17 protein-coding genes and 1 pseudogene are annotated in these 15212 nt (G+C 72.7%); 8 read left to right on the top strand and 10 right to left on the bottom strand.

Annotated features, from left to right (window positions below):
• The coding region (locus tag GA0115233_RS31435; protein WP_176712013.1) for a serine/threonine-protein kinase at positions 1–989 on the bottom strand (989 nt) is incomplete at its 3' end.
• 163 nt (positions 990–1152) lie between these two features.
• Entirely contained in the window at positions 1153–1869 is a 717-nt protein-coding gene (locus GA0115233_RS31430) for a VOC family protein (RefSeq protein ID WP_093723714.1), read from the bottom strand.
• Positions 1870–1991: 122 nt separating this feature from the next.
• Between GA0115233_RS31430 and GA0115233_RS31425 the strand changes: the two genes are divergently transcribed.
• Positions 1992–2639, top strand: a complete 648-nt coding sequence (locus GA0115233_RS31425) for a TetR family transcriptional regulator (protein WP_093723713.1) — start codon at positions 1992–1994, stop codon at positions 2637–2639.
• Positions 2640–2728: 89 nt separating this feature from the next.
• Here the strand turns inward: GA0115233_RS31425 and GA0115233_RS31420 are convergent, their stop codons facing one another.
• Positions 2729–3181, bottom strand: a complete 453-nt coding sequence (locus GA0115233_RS31420; RefSeq protein WP_093723712.1) for an Lrp/AsnC family transcriptional regulator — start codon at positions 3179–3181, stop codon at positions 2729–2731.
• Between the two features lie 82 nt (positions 3182–3263).
• Between GA0115233_RS31420 and GA0115233_RS31415 the strand changes: the two genes are divergently transcribed.
• On the top strand, positions 3264–3869 hold the full coding sequence (locus tag GA0115233_RS31415; RefSeq protein ID WP_093723711.1) for a LysE family translocator: 606 nt from the start codon (positions 3264–3266) through the stop codon (positions 3867–3869).
• A gap of 7 nt (positions 3870–3876) precedes the next feature.
• Here the strand turns inward: GA0115233_RS31415 and GA0115233_RS31410 are convergent, their stop codons facing one another.
• The 3 genes and pseudogenes from GA0115233_RS31410 to GA0115233_RS31400 form a co-directional block, all read right to left on the bottom strand.
• On the bottom strand, positions 3877–4353 hold the full coding sequence (locus GA0115233_RS31410) for a nitroreductase family deazaflavin-dependent oxidoreductase (RefSeq protein ID WP_093723710.1): 477 nt from the start codon (positions 4351–4353) through the stop codon (positions 3877–3879).
• Positions 4350–4562: pseudogene (locus tag GA0115233_RS31405) on the bottom strand (acyl-CoA dehydrogenase); the annotation flags it as partial. The gene GA0115233_RS31410 and the pseudogene GA0115233_RS31405, both read right to left, overlap by 4 nt.
• 196 nt (positions 4563–4758) lie before the next feature.
• Positions 4759–5847 (bottom strand): acyl-CoA dehydrogenase family protein, encoded by a 1089-nt coding sequence (locus GA0115233_RS31400; RefSeq protein WP_093723709.1) that lies wholly within the window; start codon positions 5845–5847, stop codon positions 4759–4761.
• A 92-nt stretch (positions 5848–5939) separates the two neighbouring features.
• On the opposite strand from GA0115233_RS31400, the gene GA0115233_RS31395 reads away from it, so the two are divergent.
• The 3 genes from GA0115233_RS31395 to GA0115233_RS31385 all read left to right on the top strand — a co-directional run bounded on the left by GA0115233_RS31395 (position 5940) and on the right by GA0115233_RS31385 (position 8298).
• Entirely contained in the window at positions 5940–7088 is a 1149-nt protein-coding gene (locus GA0115233_RS31395; RefSeq protein ID WP_093723708.1) for a thiolase C-terminal domain-containing protein, read from the top strand.
• Positions 7089–7201: 113 nt separating this feature from the next.
• Positions 7202–7627 carry a pyridoxamine 5'-phosphate oxidase family protein gene (locus GA0115233_RS31390; RefSeq protein WP_093723707.1) on the top strand — a complete coding sequence of 142 codons (426 nt, stop codon included), beginning with the start codon at positions 7202–7204 and terminating at the stop codon, positions 7625–7627.
• An 11-nt stretch (positions 7628–7638) separates the two neighbouring features.
• Entirely contained in the window at positions 7639–8298 is a 660-nt protein-coding gene (locus tag GA0115233_RS31385; RefSeq protein WP_093723706.1) for a pyridoxine/pyridoxamine 5'-phosphate oxidase, read from the top strand.
• A gap of 16 nt (positions 8299–8314) precedes the next feature.
• Here the strand turns inward: GA0115233_RS31385 and GA0115233_RS31380 are convergent, their stop codons facing one another.
• From GA0115233_RS31380 to GA0115233_RS31365, 4 genes are all read right to left on the bottom strand, one after another.
• Entirely contained in the window at positions 8315–9190 is an 876-nt protein-coding gene (locus tag GA0115233_RS31380) for a GNAT family N-acetyltransferase (protein WP_093723705.1), read from the bottom strand.
• Between the two features lie 78 nt (positions 9191–9268).
• Positions 9269–9880 (bottom strand): GNAT family N-acetyltransferase, encoded by a 612-nt coding sequence (locus GA0115233_RS31375; protein ID WP_093723704.1) that lies wholly within the window; start codon positions 9878–9880, stop codon positions 9269–9271.
• Between the two features lie 46 nt (positions 9881–9926).
• Positions 9927–10367, bottom strand: coding sequence for a Zn-ribbon domain-containing OB-fold protein (locus tag GA0115233_RS31370; RefSeq protein WP_093723703.1), 441 nt, complete (start codon positions 10365–10367; stop codon positions 9927–9929).
• Positions 10367–10813 carry a DoxX family membrane protein gene (locus GA0115233_RS31365; protein WP_093723702.1) on the bottom strand — a complete coding sequence of 149 codons (447 nt, stop codon included), beginning with the start codon at positions 10811–10813 and terminating at the stop codon, positions 10367–10369. Before GA0115233_RS31365 ends, GA0115233_RS31370 begins: the two co-directional genes overlap by 1 nt.
• Before the next feature lie 131 nt (positions 10814–10944).
• Between GA0115233_RS31365 and GA0115233_RS31360 the strand changes: the two genes are divergently transcribed.
• The 3 genes from GA0115233_RS31360 to GA0115233_RS31350 all read left to right on the top strand — a co-directional run bounded on the left by GA0115233_RS31360 (position 10945) and on the right by GA0115233_RS31350 (position 15211).
• On the top strand, positions 10945–11481 hold the full coding sequence (locus tag GA0115233_RS31360) for a hypothetical protein (RefSeq protein ID WP_093723701.1): 537 nt from the start codon (positions 10945–10947) through the stop codon (positions 11479–11481).
• A gap of 174 nt (positions 11482–11655) precedes the next feature.
• Entirely contained in the window at positions 11656–12849 is a 1194-nt protein-coding gene (locus GA0115233_RS31355) for a flavin-containing monooxygenase (protein ID WP_093723700.1), read from the top strand.
• Positions 12850–12985: 136 nt separating this feature from the next.
• Complete coding sequence (locus GA0115233_RS31350; protein ID WP_093723699.1) at positions 12986–15211, top strand: acetate--CoA ligase family protein; 2226 nt, start codon at positions 12986–12988, stop codon at positions 15209–15211.
• Position 15212: the final 1 nt, after the last annotated feature.

Below are 15212 nucleotides of genomic sequence, written 5' to 3'. Positions count from 1 at the left end.
GGGGCCGGGACCACGGGGTCGTGGGGCGGGGGCGGCGGGACCATCCGGCCGCCGCTGCGGCCCCCGGACGGCGGCGTGGACTTGGTCGGGGGACGGCCGCCCCGCCGCGCCTCGATCAGGCTGACCGCCCGCTCGGGCAGCCACGCCGAGGCCGTACCGCTGTCGTCGGAGCCGGAGCCGAACAGGTGCGGGGCGAGCTGGGCCTGGAGGTCGGCCGGGTTGGGGCGGGCGGTCGGGTCCATCTGCATGCAGGACTCGATCAGCGGGCGCAGCTCGTCCGGCAGGCCCTCCAGGTCCGGGCCCTCGCGCAGCAGCATGAAGACCGTCTCGACCGGGTTGGCGCCGTGGAAGGGCGGGTGGCCGGTCGCGGCGAACACCAGCATCGAGCCGAGCGAGAAGACGTCGCTGGCGCCGGTGACGCTGCGGGAGTCCTTCGCCTGCTCGGGGGACATGTAGGCGGGGGTGCCGACCGCGACGTTCGTCATGGTCAAACGGGTGTTCGAAACGCCGGAGGCGATACCGAAGTCGATCACCCGGGGGCCGTCCTCGACGACGAGGACGTTGGAGGGCTTGAGGTCACGGTGGACGAGACCGGCGCCGTGGATCGACTGGAGGGCCTCCGCCACGCCCGCCGCCAGCCAGCGCACCGCCTGGGCCGGGAGCGGCCCGCACTCGTTCACTATCTCTTCGAGGGAGGGCGCGGGCACGTACGCGGTGGCCAGCCACGGCACGGCGGCGCGCGGGTCGGCGTCGACCACGGCCGCGGTGTAGAACCCGGACACGGCGCGGGCCGCCTCGACCTCGCGCGTGAAGCGGACACGGAAGAGCTGGTCCTCGGCCAGCTCCGTGCGGACCGTCTTGATCGCCACGCGCCGGCCGGACGCCGAGCGCGCGAGATAGACCAGCCCCATGCCGCCGGCGCCCAGCCGTCCCAGCACCTCGAACGGCCCGATCCGCCGCGGATCGTGCTGCGTCAGCTGATCCACCACTTGCCTGCCACCTCCCCGTACGGGCCGCGTCACCCACGTATGTACGCGACCCCGTGCAGCGTCTCACCACGGCACCGCCATGGCGGCACGCACCCCGATTCTTCCTGTCCCGGGGCGCGGTTGCGAACCCGGGGGCAAATCGGGGTGTCTCCGGACAAAAACCTCAGTCCGGCCGCTGGAGCAGCGCGAAAGAGGCCCCTTGATTGTCCGTGACTACGGCCACAGTGCCGTACGACGTCTCAAAGGGTGGCGCCTGGACCCGTCCGCCGAGACCCGTCACCCGCTCCACGGCCCGCGCGCAGTCCGCCACCCGGAAGTGGACGACGAAGTGCGGCGGCATCTCCGGGAAGAAGACGTCGGCGACCGGGGCGCGCCCGAAGTCGGGCTTGGCGTCCGGGCCGAAGAGGGCCGCGTGGAAGAGGGGGCCGTAGAAGTCGTTGGCGGTCTCGGTGTCCCGGGCGTACAGCTGCGCCCAGGCGAAGGTGCCGATCTCGTGGCGGCGGCCGAAGCCGGGGTGGGCGAGCGGCTGCCAGAGGCCGAAGACGGCGCCCTCGGGGTCGGTGACCAGGGCGGTCACCGCCTCCCCCGAGCGGGTCTCCAGGGGCGCGGCGACGATGTTCCCGCCCGCCTCCAGGACCCGCCGGGCCAACGCCTCGACATCCGGGGTGGCGAAGTAGACGGTCCACACGGTCGGCATCCGCCCGTCCGTCTTGGGGAGCAGCGCGGCGACGCGCTCCCCCTCCTTGAGCGCGTAACTGTCCTCGAAGCTCCATCCGAAGAGATCACCGTAGAACCGCTTGCCCGCCTCGACGTCGGGAAGCTGGACGTCCACCCAGCAGGGGACGCCCTCCGCATACCGAGATGCCCTGTTTTCGGCCATGCCGCCAAAGTAACGGGCGCTCACGCACCGCGCAGACCAGGCACACCAGGCTCCGAACCCTCGCGCACCCCATTTGCAGTCGGCCGAATCGCGCTCCGATCACCCCTCGGTAAGCTGACGGCATGACAGGACAAGTGCGTACCGTCGACGGCCGCGTGGCCGGTCGGCGTGGGCAGGCGACCCGGCAGAAGCTGCTCGACTGCCTCAGCGAGATGCTCAGCTCCTCCCCCTACCGGGACGTCAAGGTCATCGATGTCGCCCGGAAGGCGGGCACTTCACCCGCGACCTTCTACCAGTACTTCCCGGACGTCGAGGGCGCCGTCCTGGAGATCGCCGATCAAATGGCCGCCGAGGGCGCCGGGTTGACCGAACTCCTCCAGGGCCGCTCCTGGGTCGGCAAGTCGGCCTGGCAGACCTCGCAGGAACTCGTCGACGGGTTCCTGGAGTTCTGGCGCAAGCACGACGCGATCCTGCGCGTGGTCGATCTCGGCGCGGCCGAGGGCGACAAGCGCTTCTACAAACTCCGTATGAAGATCCTCAACTCCGTGAACAACTCCCTCGCGGACGCGGTCGCCGAGTTGCAGGCCAAGGGCAAGGTCGACAAGGACGTCAACCCGGCCGCGGTGGCGGGTGCGCTGGTCGCGATGCTCGCGGCGGTGGCCTCGCACCAGAAGGGCTTCCAGTCCTGGGGTGTCAAGCAGGCGGAACTCAAGCCGAACCTGGCGCTGTTGGTGCACCTGGGCGTGACGGGCAAGAAGCCCACGAAGTAGGCGCCCCGGCACGCTCCCCTTTCGCTCTCCCCAGGCCCCAAGTCCTGTCTGTCAGGCGGCCGTTCACCGAGGTGGACGGCCGCCTGCCGCTATGCGGGCAGCGGGCGGTCGCGCACCACGTGCTTCATCACCAGCGTCGAGGTCAGCCGCTGCACGCCCGGCAGGGTGGCCAGACGCTCGTCGTAGAGCCGCTGGAAGGCGGCGAGGTCGGCGGTCGCCACCCGCAGCAGGTAGTCCGGCTCGCCGAACAGCCGCTGGGCGTCCAGGACATGCTCGATCTCCCCGATGGCCCGCTCGAACTCGGCGACGGTGTCGCGGTCCTCCTGCCGCATCGAGACGAAGACCAGCGCCTCGAAGGTCAGGCCCACGGCGGCCGGGTCCACGACCGCGCGGTAGCCGCTGATCGCCCCCGAGCGCTCCAGCTCCCTGAGCCGGCGGTGACAGGGCGAGACGCTCAGCCGCACCCGTCCGGCCAGCTCGGTGACGGTCAGCCGCCCGTCCTGCTGGAGCTCGGCAAGAATTTTCCGATCAACGTCGTCCATGGGGCAGATCTTCCCCCATGAAGCCCGGTGTCGAGCAAATATCGACAACACTTTCGGGCCATTCCCGCCTAATCTGCCCGCTATGGACTCGGGAACCCTCATCTCCTTCCTCGCCCTCGATCTGCTGCTGGTCTGTGTGCCGGGCGCCGACTGGGCGTACGCGATCTCGGCGGGGCTGCGCGGCGGCTCGGTGGCGCGGGCGGTGGCGGGACTCGTGAGCGGTTACGCCCTGCACACGGTGCTGGCGGCGGCGGGACTCGCGGTACTCGTCGCGAGCCGTCCCGCGCTGCTGACCGGGCTGACGGTGGCCGGGGCCGGGTACCTGGTCTGGCTCGGCTGGAGCGTGCTGCGGCGGCCGGGGGTGCCCGGGGCGGCGGAGGGCACGGGAGAGCGGGTCTTCCTGCGCGGGGCCGTGATCAGCGGCCTGAACCCGAAGGGGCTGCTGCTGTACCTGTCGGTCCTGCCGCAGTTCCTGGTCACGGGCGGCGGCCACCTGCCGGTCCCCGCGCAGACGGCCACCCTCGGACTGCTCCACATGGCGTGCTGCGCCGCGGTCTACCTCTCCGTCGGCTTCGGCGCCCGCGCGGTCCTGGGCGCCCGCCCGGCGGCGGCCCGCGCGGTGACCCGGACCAGCGGGGCGGCGATGCTGGGCATCGGGGCGTTCCTGCTGGTGCAGCACACGCTGTGAGCCCCGTTCAGGGGCTGCGCCGGACGAGCCGGAAGAGCCGGATCTCCCGCTCCACCCGCGCCTGATACGTGGCGTACGGCGGCCAGAAGGCGAGCGCGGCCTTCCACGCGGCCGCCCGCTCCTCCCCCTCAAGCAGCCGCGCGGTGACCGGGATGTCGGCGCCCTTCCAGTTGATCTCGGCGTCGGGACGGGCGAGCAGGTTCGCGGTCCAGGCGGGGTGCCCGGTACGCCCGAAGTTGGACCCGATCAGCAGCCAACTCCCCCGCTCGGGCTCCGGCATACAGGCGAGCGGCGTCCGCCGGGGCTGCCCGCTGCGGGCCCCGGTGGAGGTCAGGATCACGCCGGGCAGCAACTGGGCGCTGAGCAGGACGCGGCCCCGGGTGAGCCGGTGGACGGCCCTGTCGAGCGCGGGGACGACATGCGGGGCGACCTTGGCGAACCCGCGCGTGGAGGACACCTTCTGCACCACCCGGACGCCGATCACACCGTCACCTCCGCCGCCTCGAACAACCGAGCCACCTCGGCCGCGTACCCCCTGAGCCGGTGCACGGGACCGAAGAGCAGCTCATCACCTGCGGCGCGCTTGAAGTAGAGCTGGGCGCCGTGCTCCCAGGTGAACCCGATACCCCCATGCAGCTGAATCGCCTCGGCGGAGGCCACGCGGACAGCTTCCAGGGCTTGGGCGAGGGCCAGGGGGGCGATGGGGTCGTGGGGGGGTGGGGGGGTCTTTCCGGGGCGGGCGGCTCTCCCCGGGTGGGGGGCTCCCCCCGGGTGGGCGGCTCCCCCCGGGTGGGGGGCTCCCCCCGGGTGGGCGGCTCTCCGCGGGCGGGTGGCTCTCCCCCAGCGAGCGGCTTCCCCCGGTCGGGCGACTCTCCGCGGGCGGGGAACTCTACCCGGGCGGGCGGCTCCCCCGAGCGGGTGGCTCCCCCCGGGCGGGGAACTCTCCCCGGGCGGGCGGCTCTCCCCGGCCGGGTGGCTCCCCCCGAGCAGGGGACTCACCCCCAGCCGGCGGCTCCCCCCGGTCGGTCGCCCCCGTCGCCCCCGCCGCCCACGCCGCGTAGTACGCCGCCGAGCGGGCCGCCTCCACCTGGACGTACACGTCCGCCAGGCGGTGTTTCACCGCCTGGAAGGAGGCGATGGGGCGGCCGAACTGTTCGCGTTGCCTGGTGTGGTCCACCGTCAGCTCCAGGGCGCGGGCGGCGGCGCCCACCGCCTCGCAGGCGAGGACCGTGGCGGCCGACGCGCCCAGCAGGGACAGGGCTGCCGGGACGTCGGCATCACCCGTGCCCAGCAGTTCGGCCCGCACGTTCCGGAGCTGGACGCGGGCCAGGGGGCGGGTCTGGTCGAGGGTCGTGAGGCGGGTACGGACGAGTCCGGGGGCGTCGGAGGGGACCAGGAACAGGTCCGTACGGGAGCGGGCGTAGCCGCCGGTGTGGGCCGGCACCAGGAGGAGGTCCGCGCTGTGGCCGTCGAGGACACGGTCGACCTCGCCGTACAGGAGCCACTCCGCGCCCGAGCGCCTGGCCTGGACCCCGCCCGCGCGCCCGCCGCCCGCCCAGTCGCCGCGGTTGTCGCCGGTGAGGGCCAGACAGGCGGTGGGGGCCGCCAGGGCGCAGGTGAGGCAGCCGCCGGCGATTCGGGGCAGGAGGTCGGCGCGCTGTGCGTCCGTGCCCAGGGCGAGGACGAGGGGGGCGGCCAGCACGGCCGTGGCGAGGAACGGGGTCGGGGCCAGCGCGCGGCCCAACTCCTCCGCCGCCAGGGCCAGTTCCGTCACCGAGCCGCCGACTCCGTCGAACCGCTCCGGGAGCGCCAGGCCCGGCAGGCCGAGCTGGTCGGAGAGGACCGTCCAGAGGACCGGGTCGTGTCCGGCGGGCGTGTCGACCGCGGCGCGCAGTTCCTCGGGGCCGCAGCGCTTGTGGAGCAGTTCGCGGAGTGTCCGGCGTATCTCGACCTGTTCCGCGGTGAGTCCGGCATCCATCGCTGCCCCTTCCCTCCGGATCTGACGGTCCGTCATATTAGGAGTGCCGGGTCCAGATGCCCAGAGGGGCGCACTGATGGGAGTGGCCAGTCGTGACTGCCGGAAACCGGAACGTCGCCGTGGTCGGTGTGGCCCTCTCCGACTGCGGCCGCCTCGACGACGCGACCCCGTACACCCTGCACGCCCAGGCCGCCCGCCGCGCCCTCGCGGACGCCGGTCTCGACCGCGCCCGCATCGACGGCCTCGCCTCCGCCGGCACCGGCGTCCTCGCCCCCGTGGAGATCGCCGAGTACCTGGGCCTGCGCCCCACCTGGGTCGACTCCACCTCGGTCGGCGGCTCGACCTGGGAGGTCATGGCCGCGCACGCGGCGGACGCCATCGCCGCGGGCCACGCCAACGCCGTCCTGCTCGTCTACGGCTCCACCGCCCGCGCCGACATCAGGGCGGGCCGCAGAACCGGCGACCTCTCCTTCGGCGCCCGCGGCCCCCTGCAGTACGAGGTCCCGTACGGCCACACCCTGATCGCCAAGTACGCCATGGCCGCCCGCCGCCACATGATCGAACACGGCACGACGATCGAGGAGCTGGCCGAGGTCGCCGTACAGGCCCGCGAGTACGCCGCGCTCAACCCGGAGGCCATGTTCCGCGACCCGATCACCGTCGACGACGTCCTGTCGGGGCCGATGATCGCGGACCCGTTCACCAGGCTGCACTGCTGCATCCGCTCCGACGGCGGCGCCGCGGTCCTGCTGGCGGCCGAGGAGTACGCCCGGGACTGCCGCACGGAACCGGTGTGGATCCTCGGCACGGGCGAGTACGTCTCCCACTCCACGATGTCCGAGTGGGAGGACTTCACCGTCTCCCCGGCCGCGGTGAGCGGACGGCTCGCCTTCGGGCGGGCCGGTGTCCGCCCCGCCGAGATCGACCTCGCCCAGATCTACGACGCCTTCTCCTACATGACCCTGGTGACCCTGGAGGACCTGGGCTTCTGCAAGAAGGGCGAGGGCGGGGCGTTCGTCCGCTCCCGGGAGCTGCCTGTCAACACCGACGGCGGCGGACTGTCCGCCCAGCACCCCGGTATGCGCGGACTGTTCCTCATCGTGGAGGCGGTACGGCAACTGCGCGGAGAGTGCGGGGCGCGTCAGGTACGGGCCCGCGACGGAGACCTGCCCCGGCTCGCCGTGGCGTCCGGGACGGGGGGCTGGTTCTGCTCGTCGGGGACGGTGGTGCTGGGGCGGTAGGGGCGCGAGGGCCCGGACCGGGAACAGCCGTGCCGTGCACGACCGTTGTGCTCCATGAACACGCAGCGCACGTACGCGCACGCACGCCTCGACGACCCGCAGGAGGAGACCCCATGGCCCTGACCCGCGAAGAGCGCGAGCAGTTCCTCGCCGAGCCGCATGTCGCCGCGCTGGCGGTGGACGCGGGTGAGGGGCGGGCGCCGCTGACCGTGCCGATCTGGTACCAGGTCGAGGACGACGGCACCGTCTGGATCATGACCGGCCGCGACTCCCGCAAGAACGAGCTGATCGGCAAGGCGGGCCGGTTCTCGCTGCTGGTGGACCGGCTGGAGCCGACGATCCGGTACGTGTCGGTGGAGGGCCCGGTGATCGAGACGGTGCCCGCGACGATCGAGCGGCTCCGGGAGATCTCGGCGCGCTATCTGCCCGCCGAGAAGGTGGACGCGTACGTCGACTTCGCCTGGAAGAACCACGGCGAGCAGGTCGTCGTCCGGATGCGCCCGGAGCGGTGGGTGTCCTCGGACCTGGGCAACGTCTGACAATCGGAGGCATGGAACTTCATGATCTGCTGAGGTCGCTGCGGGTGTGGGACCCGGCGGTGACCACGCTGTCGCCGTTCGACCCCGAGAAGGCGCCCGAGGAGCCGCTGCCACTGTTCGCGGCCTGGTTCGCTGACGCGGTGGCGGCGGGGCAGACCGAGCCGCACACCATGTCGCTGGCGACCTCCGACGAGGAGGGCCGGCCGGACGTACGGACCGTGATGCTGCACGGCGCCGACGCGGACGGCTGGTCCTTCGCCTCCCACGCCACCAGCCGCAAGGGCCGCCAGCTCGCCGCCCGCCCGTACGCGGCCCTCGGCTTCTACTGGCCGGTGCTCGGCCGCCAGGTCCGGGTGCGCGGAACGGTCACGGCGGCGCCGTCGACGGACAGCCAGGCCGATCTGCACGCCCGCTCCACCGGCGCCCTCGCGGCGGCGCTGACCGGGCGGCAGAGCGAAGTCCTTGGCTCCCTGGAGGAGTTGGAGCGCGTCTCGGCCGAGGCCTGGGACCGCGCCCAGCGCGAACCGGCCGCCCCGGTCCCGACCTGGACCCTGTACCGGCTCCGCCCGGAGGAGGTGGAGTTCTTCCAGGGCGAGGAGCGGCGCAGGCACGTACGGCTGAACTACCGGCGTTCCGGCCCGGGTTGGGACCGGGAGCTGCTGTGGCCGTAGGCGCGCCGGGCAGGGCTCAGCGATCCGCCGTCCCGGAGAAGTCATACACCTCGAAGTCCGCCACCGCCCGGTAGCCGATCCGTTGGTAGAGGACGTTGCTGGTGGTGTTGGACAGGTCGGTGAAGAGCAGGACCTCCTCGGCGCCGGAGCGCAGCGCGGTGCGGCTGACCTCGACCGTCACCGCTCCCGCGTATCCGCGTCCGCGCAGGTGGGGCGGGGTGTAGACGGGGGCGATCCGGACCTGGCCCGCGACCGTCGGGGTCACCCCGCACATGGAGACGGGGGTGCCGTCCGGGTCCTCCCAGAAGGTGATGCCGCCGTAGGCGATGCGGTGGTCGGCCCACGCCTCGACGTCCCCGGCGGCATGGTCACCGACCGCCTCCGTGAACTCCCGGTACCAGCGGATGAGTTGGTCCCGGTCCTTGTCGCCCGCGAGCCGGGGCCGGCCCTCCGGCACCGGGCGCGGGGGCAGCAGGGAGCCCAGCCGGTACAGCCGCTGGCGCTGGCGCAGGGCGGAGGTGGCGCCGGTGTGGCGCTGCCAGGAGCGGACGAATCCGGAGGTGGTCTCGCGGGTGCCGATGATGCCGGGCACCGGCTGGCCGACGGCGACGAGGTGGGCGGCGAGGGCGTCGGTCTCGTCGGCGTTGAGCGGGGTGACGTTGAGCCGGTAGGGCGGGGTGCGGAAGTAGGCCCCGCGGACCTGTCCGTCCCGCTCCATCACCCCGAAGACGGGGGGTTCGTCACCGCCGTACGCGTGCAGTCCGCGCATGCGCAGCGACTCCGTCACCGTCAGGGCGACGGTGTGCAGGTCGGGGCGGGACCGCAGGAAGCCTCCGGCGTGGGCGAGGAAGCGGTCGAGGTCTTCGGTGACGTACCAGTCGTCCGAGCGCATGTCTCATGATCCCGCGTCTGTACGGGACTTGGCCATGCCTTGTCGGGGTGAACGCACGACCGTCACATCGACGCGACGTCACCTTCGCGCCACCGGACCGGGGTCGGGGTCACCCGCGAGCCGGGCGTGCAGATGCATGTCGCGGTAGGCGTCGTGGCGGCCCGCCTCCCACATCGCGCCGCGCAGGGTTCCCTCGTAGCGGAAGCCGCAGCGCTCGGCGATGCGGCAGGAGGCATCGTGCCCGACGGCGTGGTCGAGTTCCAGCCGGTGCAGGCCCAGATCGGTGAACACCCAGCGGGCGGTGACGGCGAGGGCGCGGGTGGCGATCCCGTGGCCGCGGGCCTCGGGCAGCACCCAGTAGCCGACGCGCGCGGTGTTCATCACGCGGTTGATGACGTTGACGCCGATGTGCCCGAGCGGCTGCCGGGTCCGCGGGTCGGCGACGCAGTACGGCGCCGCCGCGCCCTCCGCCGCGTTCTGCACGGCTGCCCTGAGCTGGTCGCGGGCGGTGTCCCGGTCGGCGGTGAAGCGCAGCGGGGTGTTCCAGCGGGTGAACTCCGGGTCGGTCCGGCCGCGCAGCCAGGCCTCGACGTCCGTCTCCGACTCCGGGTCCCAGGGGCGCAGCAGCAGACCGTCGGCGCGCAGCTCGGGCAGGGGGGTCGCGGTGCCGTGCCGGTTGACGAGAGTCATACGGCCATTGAAACCGCTCGCTCACCCGTTCGCAGGACGGTGCGGGTCACGCGGGGCGGTGCGGGCGGAACACCGGTACGCCGTCGCGGAAGGCGGCCTCCAGCTCCATTCCGGCGCGCAGCGGGGCGTCCCCCTCCGCCCCGGTGCCCTCCACGATCTCCGTCATCATGCGGGGGCCCTCGGCGAGGTCGACGACGGCGGCGACGTAGGGGGTGCGCTCGCCGAAGGGCGGCAGGTCGTTGCGGTGGACGACGGACCAGGTGTAGAGCGTGGCCCGGCCGCTCGCGGTCTCCCAGGAGACATCCTCGCTCCAGCAGTACGGGCAGAACTCGCGCGGGTAGTGGTGGGCCCGGTGACAGCTCCCGCACCGCCGGACGAGCAGCCGCCCCTGGGCCGCCGCGTCCCAGTAGGGGCGGCTGAGGAAGTCGGGCTCGGGAAGGTCGAAGCGGGCGGCGGGCGGGCCGGTCCTCCCGGAGGGGCCGGGCATCAGAACAGCCCCAGGGCGCTGTCGAGGGACCAGCTCTGCCAGGACATCCCGAAGAGACCGACCAGGGAGATCAGCGCCATCATCGAGTTCTGGCCCTGTTCCGCCCAGTCGTGGATCATCAGCGTGAAGTAGACGGCGTTCAGCAGCAGCCCGGCGACCAGGGCGACCGGGGTCAGGAAACCGGCGATCAGACCGAGCCCGAGGGCGAGTTCCGCGTAGGCGACGACGTACGCCATGGTGCGCGGCCGGGGTGCGACGACGGCATCGAAGCCGGAGCGTACGGCGCTCCAGCGGTGCTTGGTGGCGATGTCCGCCGCCCAGGCGATCCCGCCGCCCTGGAACCAGGTCTTCTTGTCCTTGTGCCGCCAGCTCTCCAGCCACCACAGACCGAGTCCTATCCGGAGCACGGCCACCCATTCCGCGCCGCTGAGCCAGATCGAGTCCATGGATCTGACGGTACGTCAGATTGTCATGCCCCGGAAGACCGCCGCAGGCACCCGGAAGACCGCCGCACACCCCCGGAAGACCGCGCACCCCTTCCCCCACGGACGCCGCGTTATGCCAGGATCACCCTACGATGACCGGTATGCACGCCGCCCCGCCCGCCCTGGTTCACCTGGACAGCCCCTTCATCAACTTCCGTGACTTCAAGTTCTCGGACGCCTCCGCGCACGGCTACCGCTGGATCGACCTCAAGCGCTTCCGGCTGGCCGCCGCGGCACCGGAGGACCGGGCGCTGCTGGCCGCCCTGATCGCGCACCCGCAGTTCCGCGACACCTACGACGGCAACGGCGCCCTCGACCGGCCCCGGCACGGGCAGTGGCGCCTCGACCGCATCACGCCGGACGCGTACCGGCCGGTGTCCGCGGCCACTGCCAGCGCGCTGATCCGCGCCTGGACCGTCCAGCACGGCCCGGTCCCCCAGGCCCTGGTCCAGCGCATCCAGCAACAGGTCCACACCCCCATCGCCACGGCCACCAGCACCTACGTACTGGCCCCCCTCCCCGAGGACGCCCGCCACGAATACGGCCCGATCCACATCGACTTCCACGAACTGATCCTCATCGACCGCCCGGCGAAGATCCTGACCCTGGTGGTGGCGGCGGACGACTGAGGCGGCGGGGCCGGGCCACTTCGGCCGCGGGCAGGCGCACCTCCCCCGGCCCCTCACAACCAGACGCCGTACGTCACAGATCCCACCCACCCCTCCTACAGGCGTGATCAATCCGCAATCAATTGTGGTCTTGACCGAGACCCATCAACGGGGCATGTGATTACGCTCGCGCTCATGGCCGACTCCACTGCGCTCTCACCAGCCGCCGCGGACCGCCCGGTGTACGTCATCGGTGGCGGTCCGGGCGGTCTCGCCGTCGCGTACACCCTGCGCGCCCGGGGCATACGTGCCGTCGTCCTGGAGAAGTCCGACCGGGTCGGCGCCTCCTGGCGCGGTCACTACGACCGGCTGCACCTGCACACCACCCGCCGCCTGTCGGGCCTGCCCGGACTTCCGATGCCGCGCAGGTTCGGCCGCTGGGTGTCCCGGGACGACGTGGTGCGGTACCTGGAGAAGTACGCCGAGCACCACGAGCTGGAGATCGTCACCGGCGTCGAGGTCTCCCGCGTCGACCGCGCCCCGGACGGACAGGGCTGGCTGCTGCACGCCACCGGCGGACGGGAGCTGACCGGCGCCGCCGTGGTCGTGGCCACCGGCTACAACCACACCCCGCACCTGCCCGACTGGCCCGGCCGCGAGGAGTACACCGGCGAGCTCCTGCACGCCTCCGCCTACCGCAACGCCGAGCCCTACGCGGGCCGGGACGTGCTGGTCGTCGGCGTCGGCAACACCGGTGCCGAGATCGCCGTCGACCTGGTCGAGGGCGGCGCCTCCCGGGTGCGGCTCGCGGTGCGCACCGCCCCGCACATCGTGCGCCGCTCCACGGCCGGCTGGGCCGCCCAGTACTCGGGCGTGCTGGTCCGGCGGCTGCCGGTCGGACTGGTCGACCGGCTCTCCCGCCCGCTGGCCAAGGTCAGCGTGCCGGACCTGTCGGCGCACGGGCTGCCCCGCCCGGACACCGGTCTGTACAGCAGGGTCCTCGAAGGCGCGGTCCCGGTGCAGGACGTCGGTCTGATCGACGCGATCCGGGCGGGCAAGGTCGAGGTCGTGGCCGCCGTCGACGGCTTCGAGGACGGCAAGGTCGCCCTCGCCGACGGCACCTTCGTCGAACCGGACGCCGTCGTCGCCGCCACCGGCTACCGGCGCGGCCTGGAGGGCCTCGTCGGCCACCTGGACGTCCTGGACTCCCGTGGCAAGCCCCTCGCGCACGGCGCCCGTACCCCCGCGGGCGCCCCCGGCCTGTACTTCACCGGCTTCACCAACCCCATCAGCGGCATGCTCCGCGAACTGGCCATGGACGCGGAGAAAATCGCCAGGGCGGTGGCGAAGCGGGGCGCCGAGCGGCTGTCCAGACTGCCCGTCGCCTGAGGGCCTGAGCCCCGGAAACACCCCCTCGCACCGGTTCGCCCGTCAACTTTGCCTGCACAGCCGTTCCTGACGGCGTGTCAGTTCAGTAATCTGACACTGCGTCAGTTATTCGCTGTCAACAGGAGCGGGCGGACCGATGCTTGGATCAACCCACGGCACCCTCACCACCGACTCCCGCCGGGCCCGGGTCATCGCCTGCGGCGAACAGCCCGGTCCCGCCGTCCACGGCCGGCCGGCCGAGGTCGACGATCTCGACGTCAGCGGCCGTCCGCTGTACGCCGACGTACCCGATCTGGACCGCTTCTTCCGGCCCGAGGCGGTCGCCGTGATCGGCGCCTCGGACACCGAGGGCCGTCCCAACACCGGCGTCACCCGGCAACTGCTCGCCTGGTCCGAGCGGGTCGGCGCCCGGCTCCACCCTGTGCACCCGAGCCGCGCCGCCGTCTTCGGCATCCCCTGCTCCCCCTCCGTCGCCGACCTGCCCGAACCGGTCGACCTCGCCGTGCTGCTGGTCGCCGACCCCCTTCCGGTCATCGAGGAACTGGCCGAGGCCAAGGTGAAGTTCGCGGTCGCCTTCGCCTCCGGGTTCGCCGAGACCGGTGAGGAGGGCGCCGCCGCGCAGGAGCGGCTGACCGCCGCCGTCCGCCGCTCCGGGCTGCGGCTGCTCGGCCCCAACACCAACCTCAACGCCTTCGAGGAGTTCCGCACCGACCTCGACGGACCGGCCATCGCCCTGATCACCCAGTCCGGCCACCAGGGCCGCCCCGTCTTCGCTCTCCAGGAACTGGGCGTACGCCTGTCCCACTGGGCGCCCACCGGCAACGAGGCCGACCTGGAGACCGCCGACTTCCTGTCCTACTTCGCCGAACGCCCCGAGGTCGGCGCCATCGCCTGCTACGTGGAGGGCCTGAAGGACGGCCGGTCCTTCCTGCTCGCCGCCGACCGCGCCGCCCGCCGCAAGGTGCCCGTGGTCGCGGTGAAGGTGGGCCGCACCGAGACCGGCGCCCGCACCGCCGCCTCCCACACCGGCAAGCTGACCGGCGCGGACGCGGTGGTGGACGCGGCGATGCGGCAGTACGGCGTGATCCGCGTCGACGGTCTGGACGAACTCCAGGACACCGCCACCCTGCTGGCCCGCGCCAGGCCCCCGCGCGCCGACGGGGTCGTCGTCTATTCGATCTCGGGCGGCACGGGCGCGCACTTCGCCGACCTGGCGACCGAGGCCGGGCTGCCGCTGCCGGTGCTCTCCGATGCCAAACAGGCCGAACTGCACCAGTGGATACCGGAGTACCTGAGCGTCGCCAACCCCGTCGACAACGGCGGGCACCCGGTGGGCGACGAACGCGGCCGGAAGATCATCGACGCGATCCTCGCCGACCCGGCCGTGGGCGTCCTGATCTGCCCCGTCACCGGCCCCTTCCCACCGCTCAGCGACCGGCTCGTGCGGGACCTGGTGGACGCGGCCGAGCACACCGACAAGCTGGTCTGCGTGGTGTGGGGCTCGCCGGTGGGCACCGAACCCGCCTACCGCGAGGTCCTGCTGGGCTCCTCCCGGGTCGCCACCTTCCGCACGGTCGCCAACTGCATCACCGCCGTGCGCGCCTACCTCGACCACCACCGCTTCGTCACCGGCTACCGCTCCCCCTTCGACCACGCCCCGCGCACCCCCTCGCCCTCCTCCCGCAAGGCGCAGGCACTGATGCGCCCGGGCCAGCAGCTGAGCGAGCACGCGGCGAAGCAACTGCTGCGGGCGTACGGCATCCGCGTACCGCGCGAACACCTGGTGACCAGCGCGGCGGCGGCGGTGCGGGCGGCCGGCCAGATCGGCTACCCGGTGGTGATGAAGGCCTCCGGCGCCCGCATCGCGCACAAGACCGAACTCGGCCTGGTCAAGGTGGGTCTGACCTCGGCCAGCCAGGTCCGCGACGCCTACCGGGAGCTGACCGACATCGCCCGCTACGAGGATGTCGCCCTGGACGGCATCCTGGTCTGCCAGATGGTCGAGCGGGGCGTCGAGATGGTCGTGGGGCTCACCCATGACGACCTGTTCGGGCCCACCGTGACCGTCGGCCTCGGCGGGGTGCTCGTCGAGGTACTGCGGGACACGGCCGTACGCGTGCCGCCCTTCGGGGAGGAGCAGGCCCGGGACATGCTCCACGAACTGCGCGGGCGGGCCCTGCTGGACGGGGTCAGGGGGCGGCCCCCCGCGGACCGGGACGCGCTCGTCGAAGTCGTCCTGCGCGTGCAGCGCATGGCGCTGGAGCTGGGGGACGAACTGGCGGAGCTGGACATCAACCCGCTGATGGTGCTGGGGCAGGGCCAGGGCGCGGTGGCGCTGGACGCGTTGGCGGTGTGTCGCTGAC

The organism is Streptomyces sp. DI166, assembly GCF_900091315.1.
Taxonomy (GTDB): domain Bacteria; phylum Actinomycetota; class Actinomycetes; order Streptomycetales; family Streptomycetaceae; genus Streptomyces; species Streptomyces fuscus.
The sequence above is the reverse complement of the archived record's forward strand: the minus strand, read 5'-3'. Positions and strand labels throughout refer to the sequence as shown.

Bases quoted from the DNA above. Each gene is read 5' to 3' on its own strand.
- GA0115233_RS31430 (WP_093723714.1), bottom strand. From the start codon at position 1,869: ATGGCCGAAAACAGGGCATCTCGGTATGCGGAGGGCGTCCCCTGCTGG.
- GA0115233_RS31425 (WP_093723713.1), top strand. From the start codon at position 1,992: ATGACAGGACAAGTGCGTACCGTCGACGGCCGCGTGGCCGGTCGGCGT.
- GA0115233_RS31420 (WP_093723712.1), bottom strand. From the start codon at position 3,181: ATGGACGACGTTGATCGGAAAATTCTTGCCGAGCTCCAGCAGGACGGG.
- GA0115233_RS31415 (WP_093723711.1), top strand. From the start codon at position 3,264: ATGGACTCGGGAACCCTCATCTCCTTCCTCGCCCTCGATCTGCTGCTG.
- GA0115233_RS31400 (WP_093723709.1), bottom strand. From the start codon at position 5,847: ATGGATGCCGGACTCACCGCGGAACAGGTCGAGATACGCCGGACACTC.
- GA0115233_RS31390 (WP_093723707.1), top strand. From the start codon at position 7,202: ATGGCCCTGACCCGCGAAGAGCGCGAGCAGTTCCTCGCCGAGCCGCAT.
- GA0115233_RS31385 (WP_093723706.1), top strand. From the start codon at position 7,639: ATGGAACTTCATGATCTGCTGAGGTCGCTGCGGGTGTGGGACCCGGCG.
- GA0115233_RS31380 (WP_093723705.1), bottom strand. From the start codon at position 9,190: ATGCGCTCGGACGACTGGTACGTCACCGAAGACCTCGACCGCTTCCTC.
- GA0115233_RS31375 (WP_093723704.1), bottom strand. From the start codon at position 9,880: ATGACTCTCGTCAACCGGCACGGCACCGCGACCCCCCTGCCCGAGCTG.
- GA0115233_RS31370 (WP_093723703.1), bottom strand. From the start codon at position 10,367: ATGCCCGGCCCCTCCGGGAGGACCGGCCCGCCCGCCGCCCGCTTCGAC.
- GA0115233_RS31365 (WP_093723702.1), bottom strand. From the start codon at position 10,813: ATGGACTCGATCTGGCTCAGCGGCGCGGAATGGGTGGCCGTGCTCCGG.
- GA0115233_RS31360 (WP_093723701.1), top strand. From the start codon at position 10,945: ATGACCGGTATGCACGCCGCCCCGCCCGCCCTGGTTCACCTGGACAGC.
- GA0115233_RS31355 (WP_093723700.1), top strand. From the start codon at position 11,656: ATGGCCGACTCCACTGCGCTCTCACCAGCCGCCGCGGACCGCCCGGTG.
- GA0115233_RS31350 (WP_093723699.1), top strand. From the start codon at position 12,986: ATGCTTGGATCAACCCACGGCACCCTCACCACCGACTCCCGCCGGGCC.